This is a genomic window from Streptomyces yamdrokensis (assembly GCF_053890455.1).
The window spans coordinates 6685574-6712129 of sequence record NZ_CM132679.1; the positions used below are offsets into that span (position 1 = coordinate 6685574).

At 72.0% G+C, this 26556-nt stretch carries 32 protein-coding genes; 28 read left to right on the forward strand and 4 right to left on the reverse strand.

Annotation, left to right across the window (positions count from 1 at the left end):
• Window positions 1–204: 204 nt before the first annotated feature.
• Window positions 205–945 (reverse strand): zinc ABC transporter ATP-binding protein AztA, encoded by a 741-nt coding sequence (gene aztA / locus ACWZEH_RS29540; RefSeq protein WP_456194114.1) that lies wholly within the window; start codon window positions 943–945, stop codon window positions 205–207.
• Between the two features lie 15 nt (window positions 946–960).
• On the opposite strand from aztA, the gene aztB reads away from it, so the two are divergent.
• From aztB to ACWZEH_RS29595, 11 genes are all read left to right on the forward strand, one after another.
• Complete coding sequence (gene aztB, locus ACWZEH_RS29545; RefSeq protein ID WP_456194115.1) at window positions 961–1806, forward strand: zinc ABC transporter permease AztB; 846 nt, start codon at window positions 961–963, stop codon at window positions 1804–1806.
• 58 nt (window positions 1807–1864) lie between these two features.
• Entirely contained in the window at window positions 1865–3109 is a 1245-nt protein-coding gene (locus ACWZEH_RS29550) for a hypothetical protein (protein WP_456194116.1), read from the forward strand.
• Window positions 3106–4068, forward strand: coding sequence for a zinc ABC transporter substrate-binding protein AztC (aztC, locus tag ACWZEH_RS29555; protein ID WP_456194117.1), 963 nt, complete (start codon window positions 3106–3108; stop codon window positions 4066–4068). The genes ACWZEH_RS29550 and aztC overlap by 4 nt, the downstream gene beginning before the upstream one ends.
• 70 nt (window positions 4069–4138) lie before the next feature.
• Window positions 4139–5359 carry a zinc metallochaperone AztD gene (gene aztD, locus ACWZEH_RS29560; protein WP_456194118.1) on the forward strand — a complete coding sequence of 407 codons (1221 nt, stop codon included), beginning with the start codon at window positions 4139–4141 and terminating at the stop codon, window positions 5357–5359.
• Between the two features lie 215 nt (window positions 5360–5574).
• Window positions 5575–6261, forward strand: a complete 687-nt coding sequence (locus ACWZEH_RS29565) for a HemK2/MTQ2 family protein methyltransferase (RefSeq protein ID WP_456194119.1) — start codon at window positions 5575–5577, stop codon at window positions 6259–6261.
• Window positions 6262–6322: 61 nt separating this feature from the next.
• Window positions 6323–6583, forward strand: coding sequence for a CDGSH iron-sulfur domain-containing protein (locus ACWZEH_RS29570; protein ID WP_456199902.1), 261 nt, complete (start codon window positions 6323–6325; stop codon window positions 6581–6583).
• 11 nt (window positions 6584–6594) lie between these two features.
• Window positions 6595–7614, forward strand: coding sequence for an iron-containing redox enzyme family protein (locus ACWZEH_RS29575; protein WP_456194120.1), 1020 nt, complete (start codon window positions 6595–6597; stop codon window positions 7612–7614).
• A 178-nt stretch (window positions 7615–7792) separates the two neighbouring features.
• Entirely contained in the window at window positions 7793–8248 is a 456-nt protein-coding gene (locus ACWZEH_RS29580; RefSeq protein WP_456194121.1) for an SRPBCC family protein, read from the forward strand.
• Between the two features lie 52 nt (window positions 8249–8300).
• Complete coding sequence (locus tag ACWZEH_RS29585) at window positions 8301–8903, forward strand: flavodoxin family protein (protein WP_456194122.1); 603 nt, start codon at window positions 8301–8303, stop codon at window positions 8901–8903.
• 60 nt (window positions 8904–8963) lie between these two features.
• Window positions 8964–9854: a glucose 1-dehydrogenase gene (locus ACWZEH_RS29590; RefSeq protein WP_456194123.1), complete on the forward strand. Its 891-nt coding sequence runs from the start codon at window positions 8964–8966 to the stop codon at window positions 9852–9854.
• 85 nt (window positions 9855–9939) lie between these two features.
• Window positions 9940–10371, forward strand: a complete 432-nt coding sequence (locus tag ACWZEH_RS29595; RefSeq protein ID WP_456194124.1) for a hypothetical protein — start codon at window positions 9940–9942, stop codon at window positions 10369–10371.
• A 57-nt stretch (window positions 10372–10428) separates the two neighbouring features.
• On the opposite strand, the gene ACWZEH_RS29600 is transcribed toward ACWZEH_RS29595, so the two are convergent.
• A complete protein-coding gene (locus tag ACWZEH_RS29600) occupies window positions 10429–10704 on the reverse strand; it encodes a hypothetical protein (protein ID WP_456194125.1) in 276 nt (91 codons plus the stop codon).
• Between the two features lie 595 nt (window positions 10705–11299).
• Between ACWZEH_RS29600 and ACWZEH_RS29605 the strand changes: the two genes are divergently transcribed.
• The 10 genes from ACWZEH_RS29605 (at window position 11300) to ACWZEH_RS29650 (ending at window position 16685) form a co-directional block, all read left to right on the forward strand.
• Window positions 11300–11710, forward strand: coding sequence for a gas vesicle protein GvpO (locus ACWZEH_RS29605; RefSeq protein ID WP_456194126.1), 411 nt, complete (start codon window positions 11300–11302; stop codon window positions 11708–11710).
• Window positions 11711–11781: 71 nt separating this feature from the next.
• Window positions 11782–12219 carry a gas vesicle structural protein GvpA gene (locus ACWZEH_RS29610; RefSeq protein WP_456194127.1) on the forward strand — a complete coding sequence of 146 codons (438 nt, stop codon included), beginning with the start codon at window positions 11782–11784 and terminating at the stop codon, window positions 12217–12219.
• Window positions 12216–12989 (forward strand): GvpL/GvpF family gas vesicle protein, encoded by a 774-nt coding sequence (locus ACWZEH_RS29615; RefSeq protein WP_456194128.1) that lies wholly within the window; start codon window positions 12216–12218, stop codon window positions 12987–12989. Before ACWZEH_RS29610 ends, ACWZEH_RS29615 begins: the two co-directional genes overlap by 4 nt.
• Window positions 12990–12993: 4 nt before the next feature.
• Window positions 12994–13257, forward strand: a complete 264-nt coding sequence (locus ACWZEH_RS29620; RefSeq protein ID WP_456194129.1) for a gas vesicle protein GvpG — start codon at window positions 12994–12996, stop codon at window positions 13255–13257.
• Window positions 13254–13889: a DNA primase gene (locus ACWZEH_RS29625; protein WP_456194130.1), complete on the forward strand. Its 636-nt coding sequence runs from the start codon at window positions 13254–13256 to the stop codon at window positions 13887–13889. The genes ACWZEH_RS29620 and ACWZEH_RS29625 overlap by 4 nt, the downstream gene beginning before the upstream one ends.
• Window positions 13886–15106, forward strand: a complete 1221-nt coding sequence (locus ACWZEH_RS29630) for an SRPBCC family protein (RefSeq protein WP_456194131.1) — start codon at window positions 13886–13888, stop codon at window positions 15104–15106. The genes ACWZEH_RS29625 and ACWZEH_RS29630 overlap by 4 nt, the downstream gene beginning before the upstream one ends.
• Window positions 15103–15429 (forward strand): gas vesicle protein, encoded by a 327-nt coding sequence (locus ACWZEH_RS29635; RefSeq protein WP_456194132.1) that lies wholly within the window; start codon window positions 15103–15105, stop codon window positions 15427–15429. Before ACWZEH_RS29630 ends, ACWZEH_RS29635 begins: the two co-directional genes overlap by 4 nt.
• Window positions 15426–16220, forward strand: coding sequence for a GvpL/GvpF family gas vesicle protein (locus ACWZEH_RS29640; protein ID WP_456194133.1), 795 nt, complete (start codon window positions 15426–15428; stop codon window positions 16218–16220). Before ACWZEH_RS29635 ends, ACWZEH_RS29640 begins: the two co-directional genes overlap by 4 nt.
• Window positions 16217–16399, forward strand: a complete 183-nt coding sequence (locus ACWZEH_RS29645; RefSeq protein ID WP_003972471.1) for a gas vesicle protein — start codon at window positions 16217–16219, stop codon at window positions 16397–16399. The genes ACWZEH_RS29640 and ACWZEH_RS29645 overlap by 4 nt, the downstream gene beginning before the upstream one ends.
• 1 nt (window position 16400) lies before the next feature.
• Window positions 16401–16685 (forward strand): gas vesicle protein K, encoded by a 285-nt coding sequence (locus ACWZEH_RS29650; RefSeq protein WP_384022689.1) that lies wholly within the window; start codon window positions 16401–16403, stop codon window positions 16683–16685.
• A gap of 53 nt (window positions 16686–16738) precedes the next feature.
• Here the strand turns inward: ACWZEH_RS29650 and ACWZEH_RS29655 are convergent, their stop codons facing one another.
• Window positions 16739–16918, reverse strand: a complete 180-nt coding sequence (locus ACWZEH_RS29655; RefSeq protein ID WP_456194134.1) for a hypothetical protein — start codon at window positions 16916–16918, stop codon at window positions 16739–16741.
• A 546-nt stretch (window positions 16919–17464) separates the two neighbouring features.
• Between ACWZEH_RS29655 and ACWZEH_RS29660 the strand changes: the two genes are divergently transcribed.
• From ACWZEH_RS29660 to dhaL, 6 genes are all read left to right on the forward strand, one after another.
• Window positions 17465–19306 carry a gamma-glutamyltransferase family protein gene (locus ACWZEH_RS29660; RefSeq protein ID WP_456194135.1) on the forward strand — a complete coding sequence of 614 codons (1842 nt, stop codon included), beginning with the start codon at window positions 17465–17467 and terminating at the stop codon, window positions 19304–19306.
• 91 nt (window positions 19307–19397) lie between these two features.
• Window positions 19398–20243, forward strand: coding sequence for an inositol monophosphatase family protein (locus ACWZEH_RS29665; RefSeq protein WP_456194136.1), 846 nt, complete (start codon window positions 19398–19400; stop codon window positions 20241–20243).
• Between the two features lie 164 nt (window positions 20244–20407).
• On the forward strand, window positions 20408–21817 hold the full coding sequence (locus ACWZEH_RS29670) for a phytoene desaturase family protein (protein WP_456199904.1): 1410 nt from the start codon (window positions 20408–20410) through the stop codon (window positions 21815–21817).
• A complete protein-coding gene (locus ACWZEH_RS29675; protein WP_456194137.1) occupies window positions 21814–22323 on the forward strand; it encodes an O-acetyl-ADP-ribose deacetylase in 510 nt (169 codons plus the stop codon). The genes ACWZEH_RS29670 and ACWZEH_RS29675 overlap by 4 nt, the downstream gene beginning before the upstream one ends.
• Window positions 22324–22567: 244 nt before the next feature.
• Window positions 22568–23566 (forward strand): dihydroxyacetone kinase subunit DhaK, encoded by a 999-nt coding sequence (locus tag ACWZEH_RS29680; protein ID WP_456194138.1) that lies wholly within the window; start codon window positions 22568–22570, stop codon window positions 23564–23566.
• Between the two features lie 62 nt (window positions 23567–23628).
• Window positions 23629–24303, forward strand: a complete 675-nt coding sequence (gene dhaL / locus ACWZEH_RS29685) for a dihydroxyacetone kinase subunit DhaL (RefSeq protein ID WP_456194139.1) — start codon at window positions 23629–23631, stop codon at window positions 24301–24303.
• 27 nt (window positions 24304–24330) lie between these two features.
• Here dhaL and ACWZEH_RS29690 read toward each other — a convergent pair whose 3' ends face one another.
• On the reverse strand, window positions 24331–25011 hold the full coding sequence (locus ACWZEH_RS29690) for an HAD family hydrolase (protein ID WP_456194140.1): 681 nt from the start codon (window positions 25009–25011) through the stop codon (window positions 24331–24333).
• Between the two features lie 559 nt (window positions 25012–25570).
• Here ACWZEH_RS29690 and ACWZEH_RS29695 point away from each other — a divergent pair.
• Entirely contained in the window at window positions 25571–26230 is a 660-nt protein-coding gene (locus ACWZEH_RS29695) for a ScbR family autoregulator-binding transcription factor (RefSeq protein ID WP_456194141.1), read from the forward strand.
• The last annotated feature ends 326 nt before the right edge of the window (window positions 26231–26556 follow it).

The window sequence follows — 26556 nt, forward strand, 5'->3', positions numbered from 1 at the left end:
CGACCTGGGCGCCGGGGCCGCTCGCATGCCACCACGTCCTGCGGTCCTGCCGCTCACAGGTGACCGGCTGTCGCATCCGCTCGGGTGGTGAACGCACGCCCGTCGCCACCGGGCAGCAGACGCTGCTGATCCGCGTGAACCGGTCCGAGGCGTGAGCCCGGAGCAGTGAGCTCGAAGGAATGGCCCGCGCGGCTGCCGCGGCTCTCACACCGGTTGCCACAGGTGGGCGAGTGCCGTCGGGGTGAGGAGCCGGTCCGGCGGTCCCTGGCCGGCCAGGCGGCCGTCGCGGAGCAGCAGGCAGGTGTCCGCCGAGCGCGCCGCGTCCAGGTCGTGGGTGGCGTGGACGAGGGTCACCCCGTCGGCCACCAGCTCCGTCAGCAGCGCCGCCGTGCGCTCCCTGGCCTCGGGGTCGAGGCCGGTGGTCGGCTCGTCCAGCAGGAGCAGGTCCGACTCCTGGGCCAGGCCCTGCGCCATGAGCGTGCGCTGCCTCTGCCCGCCGGAGAGCTCGCCGAGCCGGCGTGCGGCGAGCGCCGTGATGCCGAGCCGCTCCATCGCCTCGTCCACCACCGTCCGGTCGCGCCGCGTGAGCCGGCGCCACGGTCCCCGCTCGCCCCAGCGGCCCATCTCCACGGTCTGGCGGACCGTCAGCGGAAGCGTGTCGCCGACGGCCCCTCGCTGCGGGACGAACGCCGGCGGCCGGCCTCCGTCGTGTTGGACCTCTCCCGCTGTGGGGCGGATCACTCCGGCCAGTACTCCGAGCAGCGTGGACTTCCCGCTGCCGTTCGGGCCGATCAGCGCGGTGACGGCCAATGCCGGTATCTCGCCGTCGAGTTGGTCGAGCACGGGACGGCCGGGGTAGCCCGCGGAAAGTCCGGTGAAGCGGACGCGGGGCGGCGTCCGGCCCTCGACGGCGGGGGAGAGGGTTCTATTGAACATGGTTGTCATTGTAGTGTGCTCGTTATGGAGTGGTTGACAGGCCCTTTCGAGGTGACCTTCGTGCAAAGGGCCCTGTGGGGCGGGATGCTGGTGTCGGCGATCTGTGCCCTGGCGGGCACCTGGGTGGTGCTCAGAGGCATGGCCTTCCTCGGTGACGCCATGTCGCACGGACTGCTGCCCGGAGTCGCGCTCGCCGCGCTCCTGGGCGGCAACCTGCTGCTGGGGGCGCTGCTGAGCGCGGCCGTGATGACGGCCGGTGTCACCGCCCTCGGGCGTACCCCCCGGCTGTCCCAGGACACCGGGATCGGCCTGCTCTTCGTCGGGATGCTCTCGCTCGGCGTCATCATCGTGTCGCGCTCGCAGTCCTTCGCGGTGGACCTGACCGGGTTCCTCTTCGGCGACGTCCTCGCCGTCCGGGAACAGGACCTGGTCCTGCTGGCAGCGGCACTGCTGTCGGCACTGACGGTCTCGGTTCTCGGCCACCGCGCCTTCCTCGCCCTGGCGTTCGACCCGCGCAAGGCCCGCACCCTCGGCCTGCGTCCGCGCGTCGCCCACGCCGTACTGCTGGGCCTGCTGGCGCTGGCCATCGTCGCCTCCTTCCACATCGTGGGGACGCTGCTGGTCCTGGGCCTGCTCATCGCCCCGCCGGCGGCGGCACTGCCGTGGGGGCGCAGCGTGCGGGCGGTGATGGTGATCGCGGCACTGCTCGGCGCGGCCGCCACCTTCTTCGGCCTGCTGCTCTCCTGGCACCTGAGCACCGCGGCCGGCGCGACCGTCTCGGCCCTCGCGGTGGGCCTGTTCTTCCTCTCCCACCTCGCATCGGGCCTCCGCCACCGGCAGCAACGCCGCCGCCTTGATCCGCGGACCTGACCCGAAGCCCCGACCCGAACTCAAGACCTGATCCAGAAACCTGATTGAGGCGATCCCCTTGCCCCTCCGAGGAAACGTCACTGCCGGGGCCTCCGCGCTCCTGGCCCTCGCGCTGCTCGCCACAGGCTGCGCGGACGGCCGGGACGGCGCCGCCTCCGCCCCGCCGGCGAGCCCGTCGGCCGCCACCCCGCACGGATACGTCGAAGGGGCGCAGGAGAAGGCCGAGCAGCAGTCCAGACTGCTCCTCAACGACCCGAGCGGCGGTGACACCCGTGTCCTCGACCTGATCACCGGGGAGTCGCACGAGGTCTCCCGGGTGCCGGGCACCTCGGCCCTCACCACGGACGGCCGGTTCGGCCACCTCCACGCCGCGGACGGCACGCGCGTCCTCGACACCGGCGCCTGGACGGTGGACCACGGCGACCACGTGCACTACTACCGCGCGGAGATACGCGACGTGGGCCGCCTCTCCGACGGCCCCCGTACCAGCGTCCGCAGCGACGCCGCCGTGACCGTCGTGACCCACGGCGACGGCCGGGCCGGGATCCACCGCAGGGCCGACCTGGAGGCGGGGGCCACCGGCACCCCCCGCCCGCTGCCCGGAACGCACGCCGGCGCCGTCGTGCCGTACGAGGAGCACCTGCTGACCCTCACCGACGACACGAAGGGCACCCCGAAGGTCGCGGTGTACGACCGCGAGGGCGAGCGCGTCGCGGCACCGGACGCCGAGTGCGAAAACCCGCGGGGCGACGCCGTCACCCGGCGGGGAGTCGTCCTCGGCTGCGCCGACGGAGCCCTGCTGGTCCGCGCGGAGGACGGCACGTTCACCGCCGAGAGGATCCCGTACGGTACGGGCGTCGCCGAGCGGGAACGGGCCACGGCCTTCCGTCACCGGGCCGGCAGCGACACGCTCACGGCGCCGGCCGGAGACCGGGCCGTATGGGTCCTGGACGTCACGGAGCGCACCTGGACCCGGGTGGAGACCGGCCCCGCCGTCGCCGCCAACACCGCGGGCGAGGGCTCGCCCCTGCTCGTCCTCGGCACCGACGGGGTCCTGTACGGCTACGACATCGCCACCGGCGAGCAGGTGTCCCGGACGAAGCAGCTGCTGAAGGACGTACCCGGCACCGGACCGGAGGCGACGACGCCCCGGCCCGTCATCGAGGTCGACCGCAGCCGCGCCTACCTCAACGACCCGGCGGGCAAGCGCGTGTACGAGATCGACTACAACGACGACCTGCGCATCGCGCGCACCTTCGACCTCGACATCGAACCGGCCCTGATGGTGGAGACCGGCCGATGACGACGACACCGAGGCGCGCCGTCCTGCGGCTGCGCCGCCTGCTCCTCACCCTGCTCGCCCTCGCCCTCGCCGGCACGGCCACCGCGTGCGCGACCGCCGACGACCGGCCCCGGGTCGTGGTGACGACGAACATCCTCGGCGACATCACCCAGGAGATCGTCGGCGACGAGGCCGACGTCACGGTGCTGATGAAACCGAACGCCGACCCGCACTCCTTCGGGCTGTCGGCCGTGCAGGCGGCCGAGCTGGAGCGGGCCGACCTCGTGGTCTTCAACGGGCTGGGCCTGGAGGAGAACGTACTGCGGCACGTGGAGGCCGCCCGGGAGGCGGGGATCGCCACGCTCGAGGTCGGCGGGGAGGTGGACCCGCTCGTCTTCCGGGCGCCGGCCGACGGCGGCCCCGAGGGGGACGCCGGACAGCCCGACCCGCATTTCTGGACCGACCCCGACCGGGTGCGCACGGCCGCCGGCCTGATCGCCGACCGGGTCGTCGAGCACGTGGACGGCGTGGACGAGAAGACGATCCGCGCCCACACCGACCGCTACGACGGGCGACTCGCCGACCTGACCGCCTGGATGGAACGCTCCTTCGACCGCATACCCGAGCAGCGGCGCGCGCTGGTGACCAACCACCACGTCTTCGGCTACCTCGCCGAACGCTTCGGCTTCCGGACGGTCGGCGCGGTCGTACCGAGCGGTACGACGCTGGCCTCGCCCAGCTCCTCGGACCTGCGCTCGCTCACCGAGGCCATGCGCGAGGCCGGGGTGCGGACCGTCTTCGCGGACTCCTCCCAGCCCACCCGGCTGGCCGAGGTCCTGCGCACGGAACTGGGCGGCCGGGTACAGGTCGTCGCGCTGTACTCCGAGTCGCTGACCGAGAAGGGCGGGGGCGCCGGCACCTACCTGCAGATGATGCGCGCCAACACCACCGCCATGACGGACGGCCTGACCGCCGGCTGAACCCGCGCCCGAACCCCCGTTTTCGAACACCCCCAAGCCGCGTCCGCGCGGCCGGAAAGGAACACGCACAGTGAGCAAGTCGACACGCGCCAGAGCCCTCACCGGTACGGCCCTCGCCCTGGCGGTCTCCGCCGTCCTGACCGCCTGCGGAGGCGGCGGGACCTCCTCGTCCGACGCGAAGGCGGAGAAGACGGAGAAGGCGACGAAGGGCACCCCGGGAGCCGGGGCCGCCAGGGTCGAGGAACCGCTGGTCGCCACCTTCGACGGCGGCCTGTACATCCTGGACGGCGAGACCCTGAAGCTCGCCACGACGATCGAGCTGCCCGGCTTCAACCGGGTCAACCCCGCCGGTGACGACTCCCACGTCTTCGTCTCCACCGACTCCGGCTTCCGGGTCCTCGACGCAGCCGGGCAGGCCCTCACCGACATCACGTACGACGGCGCCAAGCCGGGACACGTCGTACGGCACGCCGGCAAGACGGTCCTGTTCACCGACGGCACGGGCGAGGTCAACGTCCTCGACCCCGCCGACCTCGCCGGCGGCGGGAAACCCGAGGGCCGGAGCCACACCTCCGCCGAACCGCACCACGGCGTCGCCATCGAGCTGAGCAACGGCGAACTCCTCAGCACCGTGGGCACCGAGGAGAAGCGCACCGGCGCCCTCGTCCTCGACGAAAACGACAAGGAGATCGCGCGCAACGAGAAGTGCCCCGGCGTCCACGGCGAGGCCACGGCCCAGGGCGAGGCCGTCGCCGTCGGCTGCGAGGACGGCATCCTGATCTACAAGGACGGCGAGTTCACCAAGATCGACGCCCCCGACGACTACGGCCGCATCGGCAACCAGGCCGGCAGCGACGCCTCCCCGGTCCTGCTGGGCGACTACAAGACCGACCCGGACGCCGAGCTGGAGCGGCCGACGCGCGTGTCCCTGATCGACACCGAGACGGCAGAGCTGCGCCTGGTCGACCTCGGCACCAGCTACTCCTTCCGCTCGCTGGGCCGGGGGCCCCACGGCGAGGCGCTCGTCCTCGGTACGGACGGCGCCCTGCACGTGATCGACCCGGAGACGGGCAAGGTCGAGAAGAAGATCCCCGTCGTGGACAAGTGGCAGGAACCGCTCGACTGGCAGCAGCCGAGGCCCACCCTCTTCGTCCGCGACCACACCGCGTACGTCTCCGAACCGGGCACGCGCGAACTGCACGCCGTGGACATCGAATCGGGCGAGAAGATCACCTCCGTGACCCTGCCGAAGAGCACCAACGAACTCTCCGGCGTCGTCGCGGGCCACTGACCCACCGGCCGACCGCCCCCGGCGCCCCGGCGTCCCCGGCGCCCCCGGCCCGCCGGGGGCGCCGGGGCTTCGGCCGCGGGGCCCGGTCGCACTCCGGCACCGCCGGTAACGGGACAGAGGCGTTGATTAAACACCTCCTCCACGGGCACTAGGCACTGGGTCGTCGTGAGAACAGCGTGAAGGGTGCGCTTCAACCGGATGTGTGAGGTGAGCCGATGCCAGGTCTGCTGGGAACGTACAACCTGGGCGGTCGGGTGATGGCGCCGCGGGGTGTCTACGCGCCTCAGGAGGACACGCTGCTGCTGCGGAAGGCCCTGGAACGTGAGGCGGTCGGCCCCGGCACGGAGGTCCTGGACGTCGGAACGGGGTCGGGTGTGCTCGCCCTCGCCGCGGCACGGCGGGGAGCGCGCGTGTCGGCGGTCGACCGCACCCGCCGCGCCGTGCTCACCACCCGTGTGAACGCGGCGATCGCCGGACTGAGGATCGATGTCGTCCGGGGGGATCTCCTGACCCCCGCCGCCGGACGGCGGTTCGACCTCATCCTCAGCAATCCGCCGTACGTGCCCGCTCCGGACGCCGCACCACCCCGGCGGGGCTCGGCCAGAGCCTGGGACGCGGGCCACGACGGACGCTTCCTCGTCGACCGTCTGTGCGACGGCGCGGCGGACCTGCTGCGCCCCGGCGGAGCTGTGCTGCTGGTGCACTCGGCCCTGTGCGGGGTGTCCGCCACCCTGGAGCGTCTGGAGCGGTCCGGCCTGCGGGCCGAGGTGACCGACCGGCGCTGTGTGCCTTTCGGTCCGGTGCTCTCGGCACGCAGGAAGTGGCTGGCGGGCCGCGGTCTGATCGCGCCCGATGACGAGAAGGAAGAGTTGGTGATCATCCGTGCCGACCGCATCCGGTGACGGGCCGCACCGAGTGACGCCGACGAAGGACGGGCCGGTGCTCCTGGAGGGGCCGGTCGAAGTGACCCTCGAGGACGGGAGCACGGTCACGTCGGACCGTTTCGTGGTGGCCCTGTGCGCCTGCCGGCGCAGCAGGACCTACCCGTGGTGCGACACCAGCCACCGCCGCAGGGTCAGGGACTCCGCCGGCCGAGGCCCTCGCACCGGGCGCCCCGCGGCGGACAAGGACAAGCCGGCACGACGTGCCGGTTCGGATGCCGAACGGATTGCCGACGAGACCGCTGTCCGTACTGCCGACCCGAGTGGCGAGGCCGCAGAGTGAAGACGGTTCGAGTGAAGACGGTTCAGGAGTCCGGCACCCCTCTGACCGGGCCCGTCCTGCCGGCAGGACGGGGCGACCTCAGCCACGGAGTCGTCCGTGCCCTGCGGGGCGACCCCGGCGACGGGGTCCCCCTGCCGTCGCGCGGGACGGCCGACGAGGCCGACCCGTACGGAGAGGACCTCCACCTCGCGCTCTACCTCTGCTACGAACTGCACTACCGCGGGTTCCACGACGTGGATTCCGCCTGGGAGTGGGACCCGGGGCTGCTCGGGCTGCGCGCCGGTCTGGAACGTCGCTTCCTGGACGCGCTGCGCGCGGACACCGAGCGCGGCACCGGCCTCGAAGAGGCGTTCGCCGGGATCCTCGTCGAGCCCGTGGAGGCCGGTGGACTTTCGGGCCACCTCCGGGACGAAGGGGAACTGTGGCAGCTGCGTGAGTACGCGGCCCAGCGTTCGCTCTACCACCTCAAGGAAGCCGACCCGCACGCCTGGGTGATCCCCCGGCTGCGCGGCAGGGCGAAGGCGGCCATGGTCGCGGTCGAGTACGACGAATTCGGTGCCGGGCGGGCGTCACGGATGCACTCGCGGCTCTTCGCGGACCTGATGAGGGACCTGGACCTGGACACGACGTACGGCCGGTACGTCGACGTGGCCACGGCGGAGATGCTGGCGATCGTCAACCTGATGTCGATGTTCGGCCTGCACCGTGCCCTGCGCGGCGCGCTGGTGGGACACTTCGCCGCCGTCGAGGTCACCTCGTCGCCGGCCTCCCGCCGACTGGCCGAGGCGATGCGCCGGACGGGTGCCGGAGAAGCGGCCGTGCACTTCTACGCCGAGCACGTGGAGGCCGACGCCGTCCACGAACAGGTCGTCCGCCGCGACGTGGTGGGCGGGCTGCTGGAGGAGGAACCGTGGCTGGAGGCGGACGTGGCGTTCGGTATCCACGCCACCGATCTGCTGGACGCGCGCCTGGGCGAGAGGACGCTCACCGCCTGGCGCGACGGACGCACCAGTCTGCGCGGACCGCTCTGACCCGTCCCGTCCGGGGTACGCCGGTGCCGGACACACCACCCGCCGCGAGGACGACGCCCCACGGCCGACAGGCGGCGGATCCCCGGGATGCGTGCAAAAGTGGAAGAACAGGGGATGAGCCGCGACATGCTGGGCACCAGGACTACCACCAGTGAGCCCACCGTGAACTGGAGGATCCATGGCTGAACGGCACCGGCTGATCGAACGCCCGCCCGCCGACGTCTGGGCGGTACTCGCCGACGGCACCCGCTACGCCGACTGGGTGGTCGGCACGTCCGGGACACGGCCCGACGCGGGCGTGTGGCCCCACGTCGGCTCCAGCATCACGTACACCGTTCATCTGGCGCCGTGGTCGGTGTCGGGGAGCACCGTCGTCCGGCGGTGCGAAGCGCCCTTCATCCTGGAGCTGGAAGCCGACAGCGGATGGCTCGGCACCGCGCGGATCGCCCTCGAGGTGCGGCCCTGGGGCGAGAACACACTGCTCACCATCAACGAGCATCCCCTGCGCGGACCGGGCGGGAAGCTGCACAACACGGTCGCCGACGCCCTGATCCAACTGCGTCACCGCACCATGCTCGCCCGGCTGGCCGACGTGGTCGAGCACTCCCCGCGGCAGCCCTCCACGGTGATCTGATCCCGACGGCCGACCCCGCCCCCGCGGCGACCCCGCCCGACCAGGAGGATTCATGACCCGCGCTGTCGCAGTCGTCTGCACACTCAGCCCCTCGCCCGACCGCTCCAGCAGCCACCACCTCGCCGAACAGGTGATGTCGGAACTCGCCGGCCTCGGTGTGGAGGGCGAGACGATCCGCGTCGTCGACCACGACGTCCGGCCGGGCATCGCCCGCGACATGGGCGACGGAGACGACTGGCCCGGACTGTGGGAGAAGGTGACGGCCGCCGACATCGTGCTCCTGGCCACTCCGATCTGGCTCGGCCACCCCTCCAGCCTCTGCCAGCGCGTCCTGGAACGCCTGAACGCCGACATCTCGGAGACCGACGAGCAGGGGCGCCGGCTGTTCAGCGGCAAGGTCGGCCTGGTCGCCGTCGTGGGCAACGAGGACGGCGCGCACAAGGTGAGCGCGGATCTCTTCCAAGGGCTCAACGACCTCGGGTTCTCGCTGTCGCCGGGTGCGGTCACCTACTGGGTCGGTGAAGCCCAGCAGGGCACGGACTACCAGGATCTGGCGGCCACCCCCGACGCCGTGGCCGCCACCACCAAGGCCATGGCGGCCAATGCCGCCCATCTGGCGAAACTCCTCGAGCAATCGCCCTACCCCCCGAGTTGAGCATCCGTAGGTATCAGGCCGGTACCGGGAGACCGCAGCAACAGACAGGAGAAGCAGCCCATGGCGCAGAACGAGCCGCCCACGCCCCACCCCGCCGAGCAGCATCCGCAGCCCGAGTTCGCCCAGCAGGATCAGGCACACCCCGGCTGGACCGGGCCGATGGATCCGCCCCCGGACCACGGCGAGGAGACGTACCGCGGCTCCGGCGTCCTGACCGGGCGCAGGGCTCTGATCACCGGTGGGGACTCCGGCATCGGCCGGGCAGTCGCCCTCGCCTACGCCCGTGAGGGCGCGGACGTCCTTCTCACGCATCTGCCCGAGGAACAGGACGAGGCCCGCACGACCGTCGGGCTGGTCGAGGACGCCGGCCGGCGCGCCGTCGCGGTGGAATGCGACATCCGTGTGGAAGAGGCGTGCCAAAGCCTCGTCGACCGGGCCGTCGAGGAATTCGGCGGCATCGACATCCTCGTCAACAACGCCGCCTACCAGATGTCCCAGCCCGAAGGCATCGCGGCCATCAGCACCGAACAGTTCGACCGGGTGATGCGCACCAACCTGTACGGCATGTTCTGGCTCTCCAAGATGGCGCTCCCGCACATCCCGGCCGGTGGCAGCATCATCAACTCGGCCTCCGTCCAGGGTTACAAGCCCAGCCCCCACCTGCTGGACTACGCCATGACGAAGGGCGCGATCGTCACCTTCACCCAGGGGCTCGCGCAGATGCTGGCCAAGGACGGCATCCGCGTCAACGCGGTCGCGCCCGGTCCCGTCTGGACACCGCTGATTCCCGCGACGCTCCCGGACACCAAGGAGTTCGGGAAGCAGTCACCGCTGGGCCGTCCCGCCCAGCCGGCCGAGATGGCACCCGCCTACGTCTTCCTGGCCTCCCCGCAGGCCAGCTACATCACCGGCGAGATCGTCAACGCGACCGGCGGCACCCCACTGCCGTGACGGGGCCGGTACGAGCACGGGAGCAGCGGCGTCCGAGGCGTACCAGGGCGGTGGGCCGCTCACCCGCCGACGACACAGGAGAACCATGAACGAGAACCCGGACGAGCCCCAGAGCCCCGACCTGTCGCACCGTCGGCCCGACGGCGCCACCGACACCACGGTGAAGGCCCTGGGCGCGCTCTCGGAGGCTCTGGAGACCGTGGAACGGGCCCGGGGCAGCCTCTACGCCTTCCACCAGCTGACCGGCGGTGCGGACCTGAAACTGGACGAGGCGCTGGAGCACCTGCGCGCCGGGGGCCACCATGCCCAGGCCGACCGGTTGCAGCACGACATCGTGGGCCGGAACGTCATCCCCGGGCACTGGACCTTCGAGATCGTCGAGGAGTACAACACCCACTATTACCGGCCCTTCGCAGACGCCGAGGCCCGCATCCGGCGCGAACTTCTCGAGGGACGCGAGCACGTGTACGAGGCGGAGATGAAGGAAGCCCGCCGCACCCCCGGCCAGACCCCGTGAGCACACGGAGGCCGTAGGACCGCAGTACCGGCCCCCGTGGCGCCGGAGGCGCCGGGCTCACGGATCTTGTGGGTCGACGCCGGTCGCCGCGGAGGCGTCCTTGGCGCCGCTGGGACGCCGGGAGCGGCCCCTGGGCCCCGTGTCCCGGCGGCCCTTCTCGTCGTTGTGGGCGTACTCCTCGCCGCGTGCGCTGTCGCTCTGCACCGTCTCGCCCGGTACGGACTTCGTCTCTTGCCCGGACTTCGTTCGTCCCGGGCCCTTCTCGCCGCCGTGCTCGGCGGCCTGGAAGGAGCGGCGGGCGCTGGGGTTCTCCCGCTGACGCGTCTCGTCCACGTCGGGAGACCAGCCGTGCTGCGAGGTGCCCTGGTGACGGCTCGGACCCTTTCCCCGGGGTGGCTCGGGGCTCGGACGCGGGTGGTTTCCTCGCCATGACCGACCTGACTTCGACGAGGGCGGTGCCTTTGCGCCGTCACATGGGAAAATTGTCCACCTTCGGGCACTAGGTGTATTCGGCATCCGTCCCGGGGCGCCGCACCCGCGGGCCGGTATTCGGCCGGGCGCGCGAACGAGGCGGCAGGCGTCCGGCCTGTCATGGGCTTCGTCTCGGTCCGTGGTGAGCGTGTCCTGCCTCGGGCGGGCGCTTCAGGGTGCGTGACAGCGGGCGGGGGACGTGCATCCGGGAGCAGCCGAGCGGTCGGGTGGCGGTGCCAGGGAGTGGAGGTCCTCCACGGGTCGCACGTGTGCTGGTGCTCGGGCGCGCCCCCCCTGGCTTCCTTCCCCGGACGCTTCACTGAACAGTCGTCAGCATGTCGCCGACATGGGGGATTTGGGTCGAAAATCGGCGCGACGTCGGTCGGTGTGTGGCGCATGCGCGCGATCGTGGAGGTTTGGCGAACGATCCTGCGGCCACACGGAGGACGAGGTGGCCATGTCGAATACGAAGAACACGTCCGAATCGCAGAGTTCACAACAAAGTTCGCAGAAGTCGCAGAACTCGTCGCAGAGTTCCCGGAACTCGTCCGAGGACGACAGCGGGCACACGGGCGACACCCCCGCACAGGAGCGTCGGCCGAGCCTGATGGAGGTACTGCGTCAGGCGCGCGCCCAGTTCGCGGAGCTCACCGGCCTGACCGTCGAATCCGTGTCGTCCTTCGAACAGACGGAGGAGGGCTGGACGCTGGAGGTCGAGGTCCTCGAGCTCGAGCGGGTGCCCGACACGATGAGCCTGCTGGCGAGTTACCAGGTGGAGGCCGACCCCCAGGGGCAGCTCACCGGTTACCGGCGCAGCAGGCGCTATGAGAGAGGCCGTGCCGACGCGCGCGGTTCCGGCGGCCGCTAGGCCGCTCGACCGGAGAAGCAACCACCCGGAGAAGCAACCACACCGACGAACACGATGGAGGAACACCGGACATGACTGTCGTACCGGCACAACAGAGCAGCGGTGGAGGCGGCAGCAGCGGTCTCTACGACGTCCTTGAGCTCGTTCTGGACAGGGGGCTCGTCATCGACGCATTCGTGCGCGTCTCCCTGGTCGGCATCGAGATCCTGAAGATCGACGTCCGTGTCGTCGTCGCCAGCGTGGACACCTATCTGCGCTTCGCCGAGGCGTGCAACCGGCTCGACCTGGAGGCCGGGCCGCGCAAGGACCCGGGCCTGCCCGACCTGGTCGGGGAGATGACCGAGTCCGGTGCTCGCGGCAAGTCCAAGGGGGCGCTGTCCGGCGCCGCCGAGACCATATCCGACGCGTTCAAGCAGGCCCGGGACGAGGGCGACTCCGAGCGCGAGCCGGCATCGCGTCCGCGTGCCCGCAAGGCCGCGCCCTCGCGTCGTAAGGAGGAGCAGGAGTGAGCACGTACATCTACGGCATCATCGCCGAGGCGCACCCCTCTCTTCCCGAGGGCATGGGCGGCGTGGGCGACCCGCCGCGCGAGGTGCGGATCCTCGAGGAGAGCGGGCTGGCGGCCGTCGTCAGCGACGCGCCCGAGGGGCTGCGTCCCAAGCGCAAGGAACTGCTCGCCCATCAGCACGTGCTGAGCGAGGTGGGCGCGGCCGGCTGTGTGCTGCCCATGCGCTTCGGCAGCGTCGCCACCGACGACAATGCGGTCACCGCAGTGCTCGCGGAGCGTGCCGAGCACTACAAGGAACGCCTGAGGGCGCTGGACGGCCGGGTCGAGTACAACATCAAGGCCAGCCACGTCGAGGAGGCAGTCCTGCACCGCGTGATGGCCGAGAGCCCGGAGCTCCGCGCCATGGCGGAGGCCGCCCGGCAGGCGGGCGGCGGTAATTACGAGAGCAAGATCCAGCTCGGCGAGATGGTCGCCACCGCCGTCAAGGGCCAGGAGGCCCAGGACGCCATGGCGCTGGAGAACGCTTTGGTACCGGCCGCCCACGCCGTGAGCGTGGGCCCCGAGTCCACCGGCTGGCTGGCCAACGTGTCGTACCTGGTGGACCGGGACTCGGCCCAGGAGTTCCTGAACGCCGTGGACCGGATCCGCGAGGAGATGCCGCACCTGGAGGTGCGGGTGAACGGCCCGCTGCCGCCGTACAGCTTCGTCGAGCCCGGTCAGTCCGAGCCCGCGGGCGTGGCGGCCGGTGGTGTGGACGTCGGCTCAGGGTGACGACGTGGGGCTGATCACGGAGGTCCTGATGCTGCCGTTCGCCCCGGTGCGCGCCAGCGCCTGGGTCATCGGACAGGTGGTGGACGAGGCCGAGCGGATCTACTACGACCCCGCTACCGTCCGGGTCGAACTGGCCGCTCTGGAACAGAGGTTGGAGGCGGGGGAGATCACCGAGGAGGAGTTCGACCGGCAGGAGGACGAGCTTCTGGACCGGCTGGAGATCGCTTCGCGCAACAGCGCGGGATTGGGCAACGGTACGGCACCATGAATCGAGTGGGACTAGGCCTCGCGGTAGGGGCCGGTTATCTGCTGGGACGTACGAAGAAACTGAAACTCGCCGTCGCCGTGGGCACGATGGTGGCCGGCAAGAAGATGAACCTGACGCCGAAGGGCGTGGCGGAACTGGTCACCACGCAGCTGCAGAACAACCCGCAGTTCAAGGAGATCGGGGATCAGCTGCGCACGGACTTCCGGGGCGTGGGCAAGGCGGCCTCGGGCGCCCTGGTCGAGCGGCAGATCGGCGCGATCGCCGACCGTCTGCACGGGCGCACCGCCCAGGTGCGCGACCAGCTCTCCGGCGTGGCGTCCCAGGTGCGGGGCGTGGGGTCCGACGATTCCCGCGGCTCCGGGGCCTCGGAGGACTCGGAGCCGCGCGCGGAGTACGAGGACGAGCAGGCGGAGGAGCAGGCGGAGGAGCAGGCGGAGGAGCAGCCCGGCCGGCGCGACGAGCGGCGCGGGCCGCGACGCGAGCGGGCCGCGAAGAAGACCGCGGAGCCCGCGAAGAAGGCACCCGCGAAGAAGGCGGCGGCCAAGAAGACGGCCGCCAAGAAGACGGCCGGGGCCAGGAGCACCGCCCGAGGGGCCGGAGCCCGGCAGGCGAAGGGCGGTGGTGAGCGATGAGCGGCACGCTCGGTTCCGCGACCTCCACGGCGGGCAGCGCGGCGAAGAAGAACCCGCTCACCGACGTGGCCAGGAGCGAGGCCGCCGACCGTCTCAAGTCGGAGGTCCAGGACTACCTCGCCGTCCAGGCCCAGCGGTTGCTGACCGGCGCCGGCCGCAAGCTGGGTGAGACCACCGGCAAGCTCAACGACATAGCCGAGGGCAACAGCCCCGGCTTCACCAAGCTCGCCCTCGACGGGGGACGCAAGCTCGCCGAGGGCAAGAGCCCGGTGCGGGCCGCGTTCGAGGTCGGCGCCTCCAAGGTGAAGGACAACGTGGTCGGCGCGGTCAAGAACCTCGGCGGCGGCAAGGGCAGGCGCAAGGGCGGCGGAGGGCAGAAGCCGACCGTCATCATCGAGTACGCCGACGTCGGCGTACCGCTGCGCACGGCCTACGACCAGTGGACCCAGTACCAGGACTTCAGCACCTTCGCCAAGGGTGTCAAGAGCGCGAACCGCGCCGACGACACCTCGTCCGACTGGCAGATGAAGGTCTTCTGGTCCAACCGCAGCTGGAAGGCGAAGACCACCGAGCAGGTACCCGACGACCGGATCTCCTGGACGTCGGAGGGCGCCAAGGGCACGACCAAGGGCGTCGTCAGCTTCCACCGGCTCGCCGACAACCTCACCCGCGTGATCCTGGTCATCGAGTACTACCCCAAGGGCCTGTTCGAGAAGACCGGCAACATCTGGCGCGCCCAGGGCCGCCGGGCCCGCCTCGACCTGAAGAACTACGTCCGCCACATCACCCTCAAGGGCGAGGCGGACGACGGCTGGCGCGGCGAGATCCGCGACGGCGAGGTCGTCCGCAGCCACGAGGACGCCGTCGCGGAGGAGCAGGAGGCGGAGGAGCAGGAGAACGAGGAGCAGGAGAGGGAAGAGTCCGCGGCGGAAGGAGCGCACGAGGACGACGAGGAAGCTCCGTACGCCGAGGAGGAGGGTGATGCGGAGGCCGAGTACGAGGAGGACCCCGAGGCCGAGTACGAGGAGGAGGCCGACGCGGAGTACGAGGAGGAGCCCGAAGGGGAGTACGAGGAGGATCCCGAGGGCGAGTACGAGGAGGAGGCCGACGCGGAGTACGAGGAGGAGCCCGAGGCCGGGTACGCGGAGGACAAGGAAGCCCGCGAGGACGAGGGCGCGCCCCGTGACGAGGACGCCGGCCGTGGGGGCCGTCGATGACCACACCCAGCCGACTGCCCGACCCCTATGGCCAGGGACAGAGTGCCAACCTCGCCGACATCCTGGAACGGGTGCTCGACAAGGGAGTCGTCATCGCGGGCGACATCCGGATCAACCTGCTCGACATCGAGCTGCTCACCATCAAACTGCGGCTCATCGTCGCCTCCGTCGACAAGGCCAAGGAAATGGGCATCGACTGGTGGGAGAGCGACCCCGCGCTCTCCTCACGTGCCCGGCAGGACGAACTGACCCGGGAGAACGCCGAGTTGCGTGAACGTCTGCGCGAGCTGGACGCGGGGCGCGTACCGAGGGAGGCACCATGACAGAGCTGTGCTACGTCTACGCGGTCTGCCGCCCCCTCGACGCGCCCCTCCCGGCCCCGCCGGCCGGGGTCGCGGGCGACCCGCCCCGGCTGCTGAACCACCACGACCTGGTCGCCGTGGTGGGCCGGGTGTCCGAGGACGACTTCTCCGAGGAGGCGCTGCGGGCCCGCCTGGAGGACCTGGACTGGCTCGCCGGGACCGCGCGGGCCCATCAGCAGGTCATCGACGCGCTGACCACCGTCACCACCCCCCTGCCGCTCCGGCTGGCGACCGTCTTCCGGGACGACGACGGCGTGCGGGCGATGATGGAGGAGCGCGCGGAAACCTTCCGGCGCACGCTGGACAGGCTGGACGGGCGCGTGGAGTGGGGCGTCAAGGTGTACGCCGAGACGGAACCCGAGCGGTCGGGGGCCCCGGCGGAGCCCACGGAAAAGCCCGCCTCGGGCCGGGACTACCTGCGGCAGCGGCGCATGCGGACGCGGGCGAAGGAGGACCTGTGGTCCAGGGCCGAACAGTTCGCCACACGCCTGCACGAGACGCTGTCCTCCCGGGCCGACGACGCGCGGCTGCACGCGCCGCAGAATCCCGGCCTCTCCGGCGCCTCCGGCCAGAACGTCCTCAACGCCGCCTATCTGGTGCGGCGGGAGGCCTCCGAGGAGTTCGTGGAGATGGTGGACCGTACGAAGGACGACGCCCCCGGAATGCGTGTGGAACTCACCGGTCCGTGGGCGGCCTACTCCTTCGCCGGTGAGGAAACCGCCGACGCGGACACCGCAGGGGAGGGACCGTGACGGTCGTCGAACGCCGTGAGATCGCCCTCGTGGACCTGCTCGACCGGCTGCTGGCCGGCGGAGTCGTCATCACCGGCGACGTCACGCTGCGCATCGCGGACGTCGACCTGGTCCGCATCGACCTCAACGCGCTGATCAGCTCGGTCAACCGCAATGTTCCGTCGCCGTTTGGGGATTGACGTGACCGACCGCCGCAAGAGCCTCGACCTCGAACCCGACACGGTCGAGCGGGACCTGATCAAGCTGGTGCTGACCGTGGTGGAACTGCTGCGTCAGCTCATGGAGCGCCAGGCCCTGCGCCGTGTCGACGAGGGAGACCTGAGCGAGGAACAGGAGGAGCGGATCGGGCTCACCCTGATGCTCCTCGACGACCGCATGACCGAGCTGCGCGACCGATACGGTCTGCGGCCCGAGGACCTGAACCTGGACCTCGGGCCGCTGGGACCGCTGCTGCCCCGGGAGTGAGCCTCCCGGGGCAGCCGGCCCCGGCCACCCGCACAGGACGGGACCCCGGCCCTTCAGCCGGCCTTGCGCCCCCGCAGGGGTGCGGTGCCGGTGCCCGCGCCGTGCCGCAACCCGTCCAGGAACTCCCGCAGTACCGCATCGAAGAGGTGGGGCGGGGCGGGAAGGAGACGGAGTCCCCACCCGGCGGCGACGGCGGACCGGGCCGCCGTACGGGGCAGCCGGAGCGGGCGCACGCCGGATCGTGCGTCGGCTGGAACGCCCACGTCAGAGGCACCACGGCGGTCGCTCCGCGGAACACCTCCGCCGGGCCGGCCCGGTCGGACGCCGGATCGACGCTGTGCCACTCGGTCTTCGGCAGGATCAGATCGGGTTTCCGCCGGGCGACGCCCCGCACCCACTCGACCTGCGGGTCCTCGGACAGAAGGCACACGAGGCCCGTCCCCGCGTTGCCGGTCGCGCCCGTGACCACCACCCCGCCGCCCACTGTGCCGGCCATCGCCAGCTCCTCCCGGTGACGGCTGTGACGCCCGCCGGGTACCCGGTCACCGGAGACCCGCACGCCCCGGCGGACCCCGGTCCGCAGGAGGCCGCCCACGGGCGAGGGGACCTTCACATCCCTCGCCGGGTACGCGTACCCGAGGGACACAGGGCGGTCGATAGCCTGCTGGGGGAGCGGGACGGCGAAGGGGTCCGGACCGGACTCCCGGATTCTCCCCAGGGCCCGTTCCGAGCAGCGCCGGGACCGGCCGACACGCGAGAACAACGAGGTGAGAGGCCGTATGTTCACCACCCGCCCCACCCTTCAGGGCACCTTCGGCATGGTGTCGTCCACCCACTGGCTGGCGTCCCAGTCGGCCATGGCCGTCCTGGAGGGCGGCGGGAACGCGTACGACGCGGCCGTGGCGGGCGCCTTCGTGCTGCACGTCGTCGAGCCGCATCTCAACGGACCCGCAGGCGAGGCGCCCATCCTGCTGGCGCCCGCGGACGGCGGGGTGCGGGTGCTGTGCGGGCAGGGCGTCGCACCGGCCGGGGCGAGCGCCGCCCGCTACCGTGCGCTCGGCCTGGACCTCGTCCCGGGCACCGGACCGCTCGCCGCCGCCGTGCCCGGCGCCTTCGACGCCTGGATGCTCCTGCTGCGCGACCACGGCACCCGGTCCCTGGCCGACGTCCTCCAGTACGCCATCGGATACGCAGAACACGGGCACGCGCCCGTGGAGAACGTCGGCGGGGCCGTCGAGACCGTACGAGAACTGTTCGAGACGGAGTGGACCTCGTCGGCACGGGTCTACCTGCCCGGCGGCCACGCGCCCCGCCCCGGTGAGCTGCTGCGCAACCCCGCCCTCGCCGCCACCTGGCGGCGGCTGCTGGACGAGGTGGCCGGCGCGGGCGGCCGGGAGGAACGGATCGACGCCGCGCGGGAGGTGTGGCGCACCGGTTTCATCGCCGAGGCGCTGGTCCGGCAGGCCGGGCGGCCCACCCTGGACACCAGCGGCGAGCACCACACCGGCACGCTGACGGCCGCCGACCTCGCCGGCTGGTCGGCGACGTACGAGGACCCGGCGACGTACGACTGGAACGGCTGGACCGTGTGCAAGGCGGGCCCCTGGAGCCAGGGTCCCGTGCTGCTCCAGCAACTCGCCCTGCTCCCGCCGGAACTGCCCCCGTACGGTTCCGCCGACTACACGCACCTGCTGATCGAGGGCAGCAAGCTCGCCATGGCCGACCGGGAGGCCTGGTACGGGGACGCGGCCGAGGTGCCGCTCGACGACCTCCTGTCGGCGCAGTACAACGCCGAGCGGCGCACCCGCGTCGGCCCCCGTGCCTCCTACGCCCTGCGCCCCGGCAGTCCCGGCGGCCGCGCCCCGCGCCTGAGCGCGCACGCGCGCGTGGCGGCCGTCGGCGCGGGCGGCCCCCGCGCGAGGGGAGCCGGCGCGCCCGGGTCCGGCGAACCGACGGTCGCCAAGCACCCCACGTCCCCCGTGCCGGGAGAACCGGAGGTCCTCGGCGACGGGGCCACCCGCGGCGACACCTGTCACCTGGACGTCGTCGACCGCTGGGGCAACATGGTCGCGGCCACCCCGAGCGGCGGCTGGCTCCAGTCCAACCCGGTCGTGCCCGAACTCGGCTTCCCCCTCGGTACCCGGCTCCAGATGACCTGGCTGGAGGACGGGCTGCCCAACACCCTCACGCCGGGACGTCGGCCCCGGACCACCCTCACCCCGTCCGTCGCCCTGCGCGACGGAGTGCCGGTGATGGCGTTCGGCACGCCCGGCGGGGACCAGCAGGACCAGTGGCAGCTGCACTTCTTCCTCGCCGTCGCGCTGCGCGGCCCGGTACGCGGCGGGCTCGACCTCCAGGGCGCCATCGACGCCCCGAACTGGCACAACGACAGCTTCCCCGGCTCCTTCCACCCGCGCGGCATGCGTCCCGGCAGCGTCACCGTGGAGTCCCGCACGGACCCGGCGGTGGTGCGGGAGTTGCGGCGCCGGGGACACGCGGTGACGGTCGGCGAGGCATGGTCGGAGGGCCGGCTGTGCGCGGTCGCGCGGGACCCGGCCACGGGCGTGCTCTCGGCGGCGGCGAACCCGCGCGGCATGCAGGGCTACGCGGTGGGCCGCTGACCACGCCCCGGGGCCCCTTGTTCATGCGGATATCGCCTGGAGTGCACCGGGCGAGCGGGGTTTGTCAGTGGCGCGTGGTCTCATGGAGGGCATGATCGAGCACAACGAAACCATCGAAGAGTTTCTCGCCGGGCGCGCCGTCGACGTGGAGGAAGCCGTCCGTAAGGCCGCCGCCCAGGAAATCATGCCGCGCTGGCGCCGGCTCGCCGACCACGAGGTCGACCGCAAGTCCGGCCCGCACGACCTGGTGACCGACGCCGACCGGCAGGCCGAGCTGTACCTCACCGAGGTGCTGCCCGCCCTGCTGCCCGGCTCGGTCGTGGTGGGCGAGGAGGCGGTGCACGCCAACCCGGCGTCGTACCAGGGGATACGCGGCGAGGCGCCGGTGTGGATCGTCGACCCGGTCGACGGCACCCGGCAGTTCGTGCACGGCGACACCGGATTCTGCACCCTGGTCGCCCTCGCGCTGGACGGAGTCGTCCACGCCTCCTGGACGTTCGCCCCGGCCCTCGACCGGCTCGCCACGGCCGTACGGGGACAGGGCGCCTTCCTCGACGGCGCGCGGCTGCACGCGGGCTCCCCGGAGACCGGCCGTGATCTGCGCGTGGCCACGTCCCACCCGGACTTCACGACGGACGACCAGAAGCGCTCGCTGATCGCCCTCGGGACCGACGGCGTGGCCCCGCGCGCCTGCGGTTCGGCCGGACTGGAGTACCTGGCCGTCGCCCGCGGCGAATCCGACGCCACCGCCTTCACCTGGGAAGCGGCCTGGGACCACGCGGCGGGCCTGCTCCTCGTCGAGGAGGCGGGCGGCGCCCACCTGACCCGCGCCGGTGAACCCTTCCGCATCACCGGCGGCAACGACCTCCCCTTCACCGCGGCCCGCGACGAGGCCACCGCCCGCCGGGTGGCGGGACTGCTGTCGGCCGGAGTCTGACCCCCGGGTACGCCGAGTCGGCACCGGGCGCGCTGTCACCGGCCGGGCGCTCCCCGGGGCGGGGCCGGGGGAGTGCCGGTGCCCCGGCATATCCTGGGTCCTCCGGGGGCTCTGGTCGCATCCGGTTGCCGTCGGCCGACGAAGGAGTTCCGAAGGTGGTGTCGATGCTCGATGTGGTCGTGGTGGGCGCGGGGCCGAACGGACTGACCGCTGCCGTGGAGCTGGCCCGGCGCGGCTTCTCCGTCGCCCTGTTCGAGGCGAAGGGAACCGTCGGGGGCGGCGCCCGCACCGAGGAACTGACCCTGCCCGGTTTCCGGCACGACCCGTGCTCCGCGGCCCACCCGCTGGGCATCAACTCGCCCGCGTTCCGTGCCCTCCCGCTGGAGCGCTACGGCCTCGAGTGGCTGCACGCGGACCTGCCCATGGCCCACCCCTTCCCCGACGGCACGGCGGCCGTGCTGTCCCGGTCGGTCGGCGAGACGGCCGCCAGTTTCGGCCCGCGCGACGCCGGGGCGTACCGCCGCCTGGTCCAGCCCTTCCTGCCCCGGTGGGACACCCTGGTCCGCGACTTCATGTCCCTGCCGCTCACCGCGCTGCCCCGCGACCCGGTCGGCCTGGCCCGCTTCGGCCTCGTCGGACTGCAGCCCTCCACCTGGCTGACGCGCCGCTTCCACGACGAGCGGGCCAGGGCCCTGTTCGCCGGACTCGTCGCCCATGTGATGGCGCCCCTCGGCGGCTTCGCCACCGGCGCCGTCGGCCTGGTCTTCGCCCTCGCCGCGCACGCCCGCGGCTGGCCCGTCGCCCGCGGCGGCTCCCAGGCGATCTCGGACGCCCTCGCCGCCTACCTGAAGGACCTCGGCGGCGCCGTCCACACCGACTACGACGTCAAGCGCCTCGACGACCTGCCGCCGGCCCGCGCGTACGTCTTCGACACCTCGCCCACCGCCCTCGCCCGCATCGCCGGCCTCGGCAACCACTACGCGAACTACCGCTACGGCCCCGGCGTGTTCAAGATCGACTACGCGCTGGACGGCCCGGTGCCGTGGACCGCGCCCGAGGCCCGCAGGGCCTCCACCGTGCAGATCGGCGCGGACAGCGCCGAGATCGGCGCCGCCCTGCGCGCCGCCTCCCGGGAGGGCCGCGCCCCCGACCCGCCGTTCCTCATCACCGTGCAGCCCGGCGTCGCCGACCCCACCCGTGCTCCGGCCGGCAAGCAGGTCTTCTGGGCCTACGGACACGTCCCGAGCGGCTGGACGGGCGACCTGACCGACGCCGTGGAACGCCAACTGGAGCGCTTCGCACCCGGGTTCCGCGACCGCGTCCTGGCCCGCGCCACCGCCGGCCCGCCCGAAATCGCCGCCCGCAACGCCAACTACGTCGGCGGCGACATCGGTTCCGGCGCCGCCTCCGGACTCCAGCTCCTGCTGCGGCCCCGCCTCTCCCTGTTCCCGTACGCCACCCCGCACCCGGCCGTGTTCATCTGCTCGTCGGCCACCCCGCCCGGCCCCGGCGTGCACGGCATGTCCGGGCACAACGCGGCGAAGGCCGTCTGGAGGAGGCTGCGGCAGCCATGACCACCATCACCCTCGCCCGGGGCGACATCACCCGCGAACGCGCCGACGCCATCGTCAACGCGGCCAACTCCTCACTGCTCGGCGGGGGCGGCGTGGACGGCGCGATCCACCGCCGTGGCGGCCCGGAGATCCTTCAGGAGTGCCGCCGCCTGCGCGCCTCCCAGTACGGCAAGGGCCTCGCCACCGGCCGGGCCGTCGCCACCACCGCGGGCCGGCTGGACGCCCGCTGGGTGATCCACACCGTCGGCCCCGTCTTCAGCGCGACCGAGGACCGCTCGCACCTGCTGGCGTCCTGCCACCGTGAGGCGCTGCGCGTCGCCGACACACTCGGAGCACGGACCGTGGCCTTCCCGGCCATTTCCACCGGTGTGTACGGGTGGCCGCCAAAGGACGCCGCACGTGTCGCGGTGGAGGCAGTGCGGGGGGCCGACACGGCTGTCGAGGAGGTCAGGTTCGTTCTCTTCGACGTCCGGGCCCACGAGGCGTTCGCCGCGCGGGTCGGCTGACCCCCACCGGCGGATCACCGGACGCCGGCAACGCTTCCGTCCCCGCCGGGACGCCCTGCTCCGGAGCGTGGGGAACCGGTCGACGTGTGGTCTCCATGACCCGATCGGCCGACCCGCGGGGCCCGCTTTCCGGGCCGGCACGCTGCGCGAGTTGCCGTACACGTCAGGTCACCCACACCATGGAGGTCTCGTCCGGAGGCCGACTCGTCCGGCCTCGCCGCCGGGGACGGAAGGGGTGCCGCACATGACCAGGTACTTCGAGAACGGCACCGGTGAACTCGTCCCCGACGCGCTGGCCGGATTCGCCCGCGCTCACCAGGACCTCGTGGACCACGACCCCGTGGACGGATACGTCACCGCCCGGCACCCCGCGCCGACACGGACTGTGGGGCTCCTCTCGGGTGGAGGTTCGGGACACGAACCCCTGCACGCCGGATACGTGGGTGCGGGCATGCTCGATGCCGCCTGCCCCGGGAGGGTCTTCGCCTCTCCGCACAACCGGCAGATCTTCCGGGCCTCCCGCGCGGTGGCAGGGCCGGACGGCGTGCTGCACATCGTGAAGAACTACACGGGCGACCGGATCAACTTCGGTATCGCGGCCGAGCGGCTCGGCGACGCGGGGGTCGCCTGCGGGAGGGTCCTCGTCGACGACGACCTGGCCTCCGACTCCGAGGACATCGCCGCCGGGCGCCGCGGCACGGGCGCCACGGTCCTGGTGGAGAAGGTCCTGGGCGGCGCCGCGGACACCGGAATGGGGCTCGAGGCGCTGGTGGAACTCGGCACCTCCGTGGCAGGCCGGTGCCGGACGCTCGCCGTCGCCTCCGCCGCTCACCACGCACCGGTCACCGGCGAGCCGGCCTTCGCGCTGCCGCCCGGCGAACTGGAGTACGGCGTCGGTATCCACGGCGAACGCGCCGACCACACCCGGAGCCAGAAACAGGTCGGCGTGCTGGTGGAGGACATGGCGGGGGTGCTGCTGGACGCACTGCGTCCCGGACCCGACGATCCGGTCGTCGCCCTGGTCAACGGCCTGGGCTCGGTCACGTCGCTCGAGTTGTACGGCATCTTCGGTGAGCTGGGCCGTGTCCTCGACGCCCGGCGGGTCCGGCTCGCCCGGCACCTCGTCGGCGACTACGTCACGGCCCTCGACATGCGGGGCTTCTCCCTGACCCTCATGGTCGCCGACCGTACGGTGCTGGACTTCTACGATGCGCCGGTCCACACCCCGGCGTGGCGATGGTGAGTGGCCGGTGGCCGAAGGGTCCGGCTCCCGGCGGCCCGTGACAGGAGCAGGAGGACGGCATCATGACGACCGCCGCTTTCGACACCACGCAGACCGGTGACTGGATGCGTCGCTTCGCCGAATCGGTGTACGCCACCGAGGCCGAGCTGACCGAGCTGGACCAGAAGGTGGGGGACGGCGACTTCGGGACCAATCTCGCCGCGGGGGTCCGGGCCGCCGGGCTGCTGCTCGACCGGACGGGAGGCCCGGTCGGCTCCGCGAAGGAGCTGGGAGCCGTGGCCACCGCCTTCCTCGACGAGATCGGTGGGACCAGCGGCCCTCTGTTCGGTCTGTTGTTCCAGGCGTTGAGCAGGGCCGCCGATTCCGTCGTCGGCCCCGGCGGCGGGCTGACCACGGGTGCGCTCGCCGAAGGCACCGCCCAGGGCCTGGCCGCCATCCGCCGTGTGGGCGGTGCCGTACCCGGGGACAAGACACTCGTCGATGCGCTGGCCCCGGCCGCCGCCGCGTTGCGGGCGGCGGAGGGCACTTTGCCCGCGGCGGCTCTGGCCGCGGCGGCCGACGGCGCATGGCAGGGGGTGCGGGACACCGCGTCCCTGACGGCGCGCAGAGGCCGGGCGAGCTACCTGGGCGAGCGGGTGACAGGCATCCCGGACCCCGGAGCGGTGGGCGTCGCCCTGTTCTTCGCCTCCGCCGCCGCGACCGTGCGCACCCTGGCGCCTCATCTCTCCACCGGCTGAACGTCCCCCCGTCCGGGCCGGTGCCCTCTACGCGACGATCCGGCTGTGGGCCCACGACAGCAGTTCCCCGTCGGCGAGGCTCGCGACCCACAGGTCGGCCTTCTTGGCCTCCGGCCCAGGCGGGCACGGTCCGATGCCGAGGACGCGCAGTCCCGCCCGGCGGGCGGACTCCATGCCGGTCAACGAGTCCTCCACGGCCAGCGCCTCCTCCGGCGGCACGCCGCAGAGGCGGGCGGCCACCTGGTAGACGTCGGGCTGCGGCTTCGGCCGTACGTTCTCGCCGGCGACCACGATGTGGCCGAAGCAGTCGAGAAGCCCGGCCCGGTCCAGGCACGACTCCACCACCTCGCGGGGGCAGTTGCTCGCCACGGCGAGGGGGAGGTGGCGGGCGGCCAGCCGGACCAGGGCGGCGGCGCCCGGCATGGTGACAGGGTCCTCGTCGACGAGTGCGGTGAACGTGTCGAGGAGGGTCCCGGTCAGGTCCTCCACGAGGTCCGGTTTCCCGGTCTCCTCGGCCATGAGCGCGCCGCACTCGGTGTAGTGCATGCCCTTCGCCCGGTCGGCGAACCCGGTCGGCGGTTTGAGACTGAACGCCCGGAAGGTGATGCTCCGGGCCTCCTGCCAGTGTTGTTCCGTGTCCATCAGGGTGCCGTCGCAGTCGAAGACGATGGCGGCGGGGGACCAGGAAAGGATGCGATGAGCTGTCATGCAACTGCCATTCTCCAAGGCCGCGCCAGCCGGTTCGATGCCGGGGCGCAGGTGCGTGTCGGGATGTGACTGGTCCACTCGCGGACACGAGTGGTGGTGGGGATGCCGTACGGCTGCCGCGGTCGCGCGAGCGTGATGGAGCGCGCTGCGACGGACGCGGGTCGTCGTTTTCGGGTGAGTCCCGAAAACATCGTGGTCATTACGTTAATTTCGCTTCTGCGATTTCCGCAATCACCAATTCGAGTGCATGAGAATGCCCCGGCCGGGGTCCGTCGGCCTCTCGCGCGCGGGGTGGAGAAAAAAGCCGGAACGCCTGGAGGGCGGTCAACGCGCCTGGTGAAAGCTGTTTCCGGCGTTCCGCGGCCTCGGTCGGGGCGGGTTCGCCGCACTCGGCTGAAACGATTCTGTTCGACGGGGTCGACCCCGGGTGTGTTGCCGTCCGTTCCCACGCATGGCCGAGGAATAATAAGATCTTCGCGCGCTACGCATGTGCCTCAATGGGTGGTGCCCGACTTTTCCCGTCGTAGCGTTGGCGCGTTTGAGCGAAGGTGGAACCGGAGTGCAGGACAGGGCGCGTGCGACCCGCAGGGTGCTGTTGGAATCGGCGGCACATCTATTCGTCGAGCGGGGATATGCGGGAACGAGCGTCAATGACATAAGCGATCACTCGGGAAGAACCAGTGGGGCGATCTATTTCCATTACTCCAGCAAGGAGAAGCTGGCACTGGCCGTGGTCCGCGAGCAGTTCGCCACCTGGCCGCAACTCGGTGCCGTCTACGCCAGGCCCGGCGTCCCTCCGCTGGAGAAGCTGGTCGGTCTCAGTTTCCGGGTCGCGCGGTCCCTCAACGAGGACGTCGTCGCGCGTGCCGGTGCACGGCTGTGGGCGGAACGCCGCACCATCGAGGCCGACGTACCCACGCCGTTCGACGCCTGGTCGGTGGCTGCCACCCGGCTTCTCGCGCAGGCCCGCACCAGAGGCGAACTCGCAAAGGGGGTCGAGCCGTCGGCCGCGGCCGTGACGCTCGTGTGCGCGTTCTTCGGGCTCTGCACCCTGACCGACGAGATGCCGGGCGGGCGGAACTGGCGGGAGCGGCTCGACCAGTGGTGGACGCTGGTACTGCGGTTCCTGCAGGCGGATCCCGACCCGGCCGCTCTGCTCGCCCGAGCACGGGCGGAAACTCCCGCGCAGTGGGAGGACCCGGCTCCGTGCCCTGTCTGACGGAGCCGGCCCGCTCGGTTCCGGCCCGGCCGGGATTCCGCACCGTGGTCACGGGGCGGGCCCACGCGACCGTGGCCCGCCCCGCGGGCTCTCCTTCGCCGGCAGTCGCGGCCGGCGCCCGCTGTTCACGGACGAGCGACGGGGATTCGGCCATCGAACCATCAAGGTCGCACAGATCTCGACAGGATCATTGCTTCGATTGTGTTCGAGTCCTAGGGTGTGCCTGGCTCAGAGCTCGCTTGCGTCACCTCCGACATCACTCGTTGTGATCCCCCCGACAGCAACGCATCCTCCGTCAGGGTGTGTTGAGGGCCGGCCCTGACGTT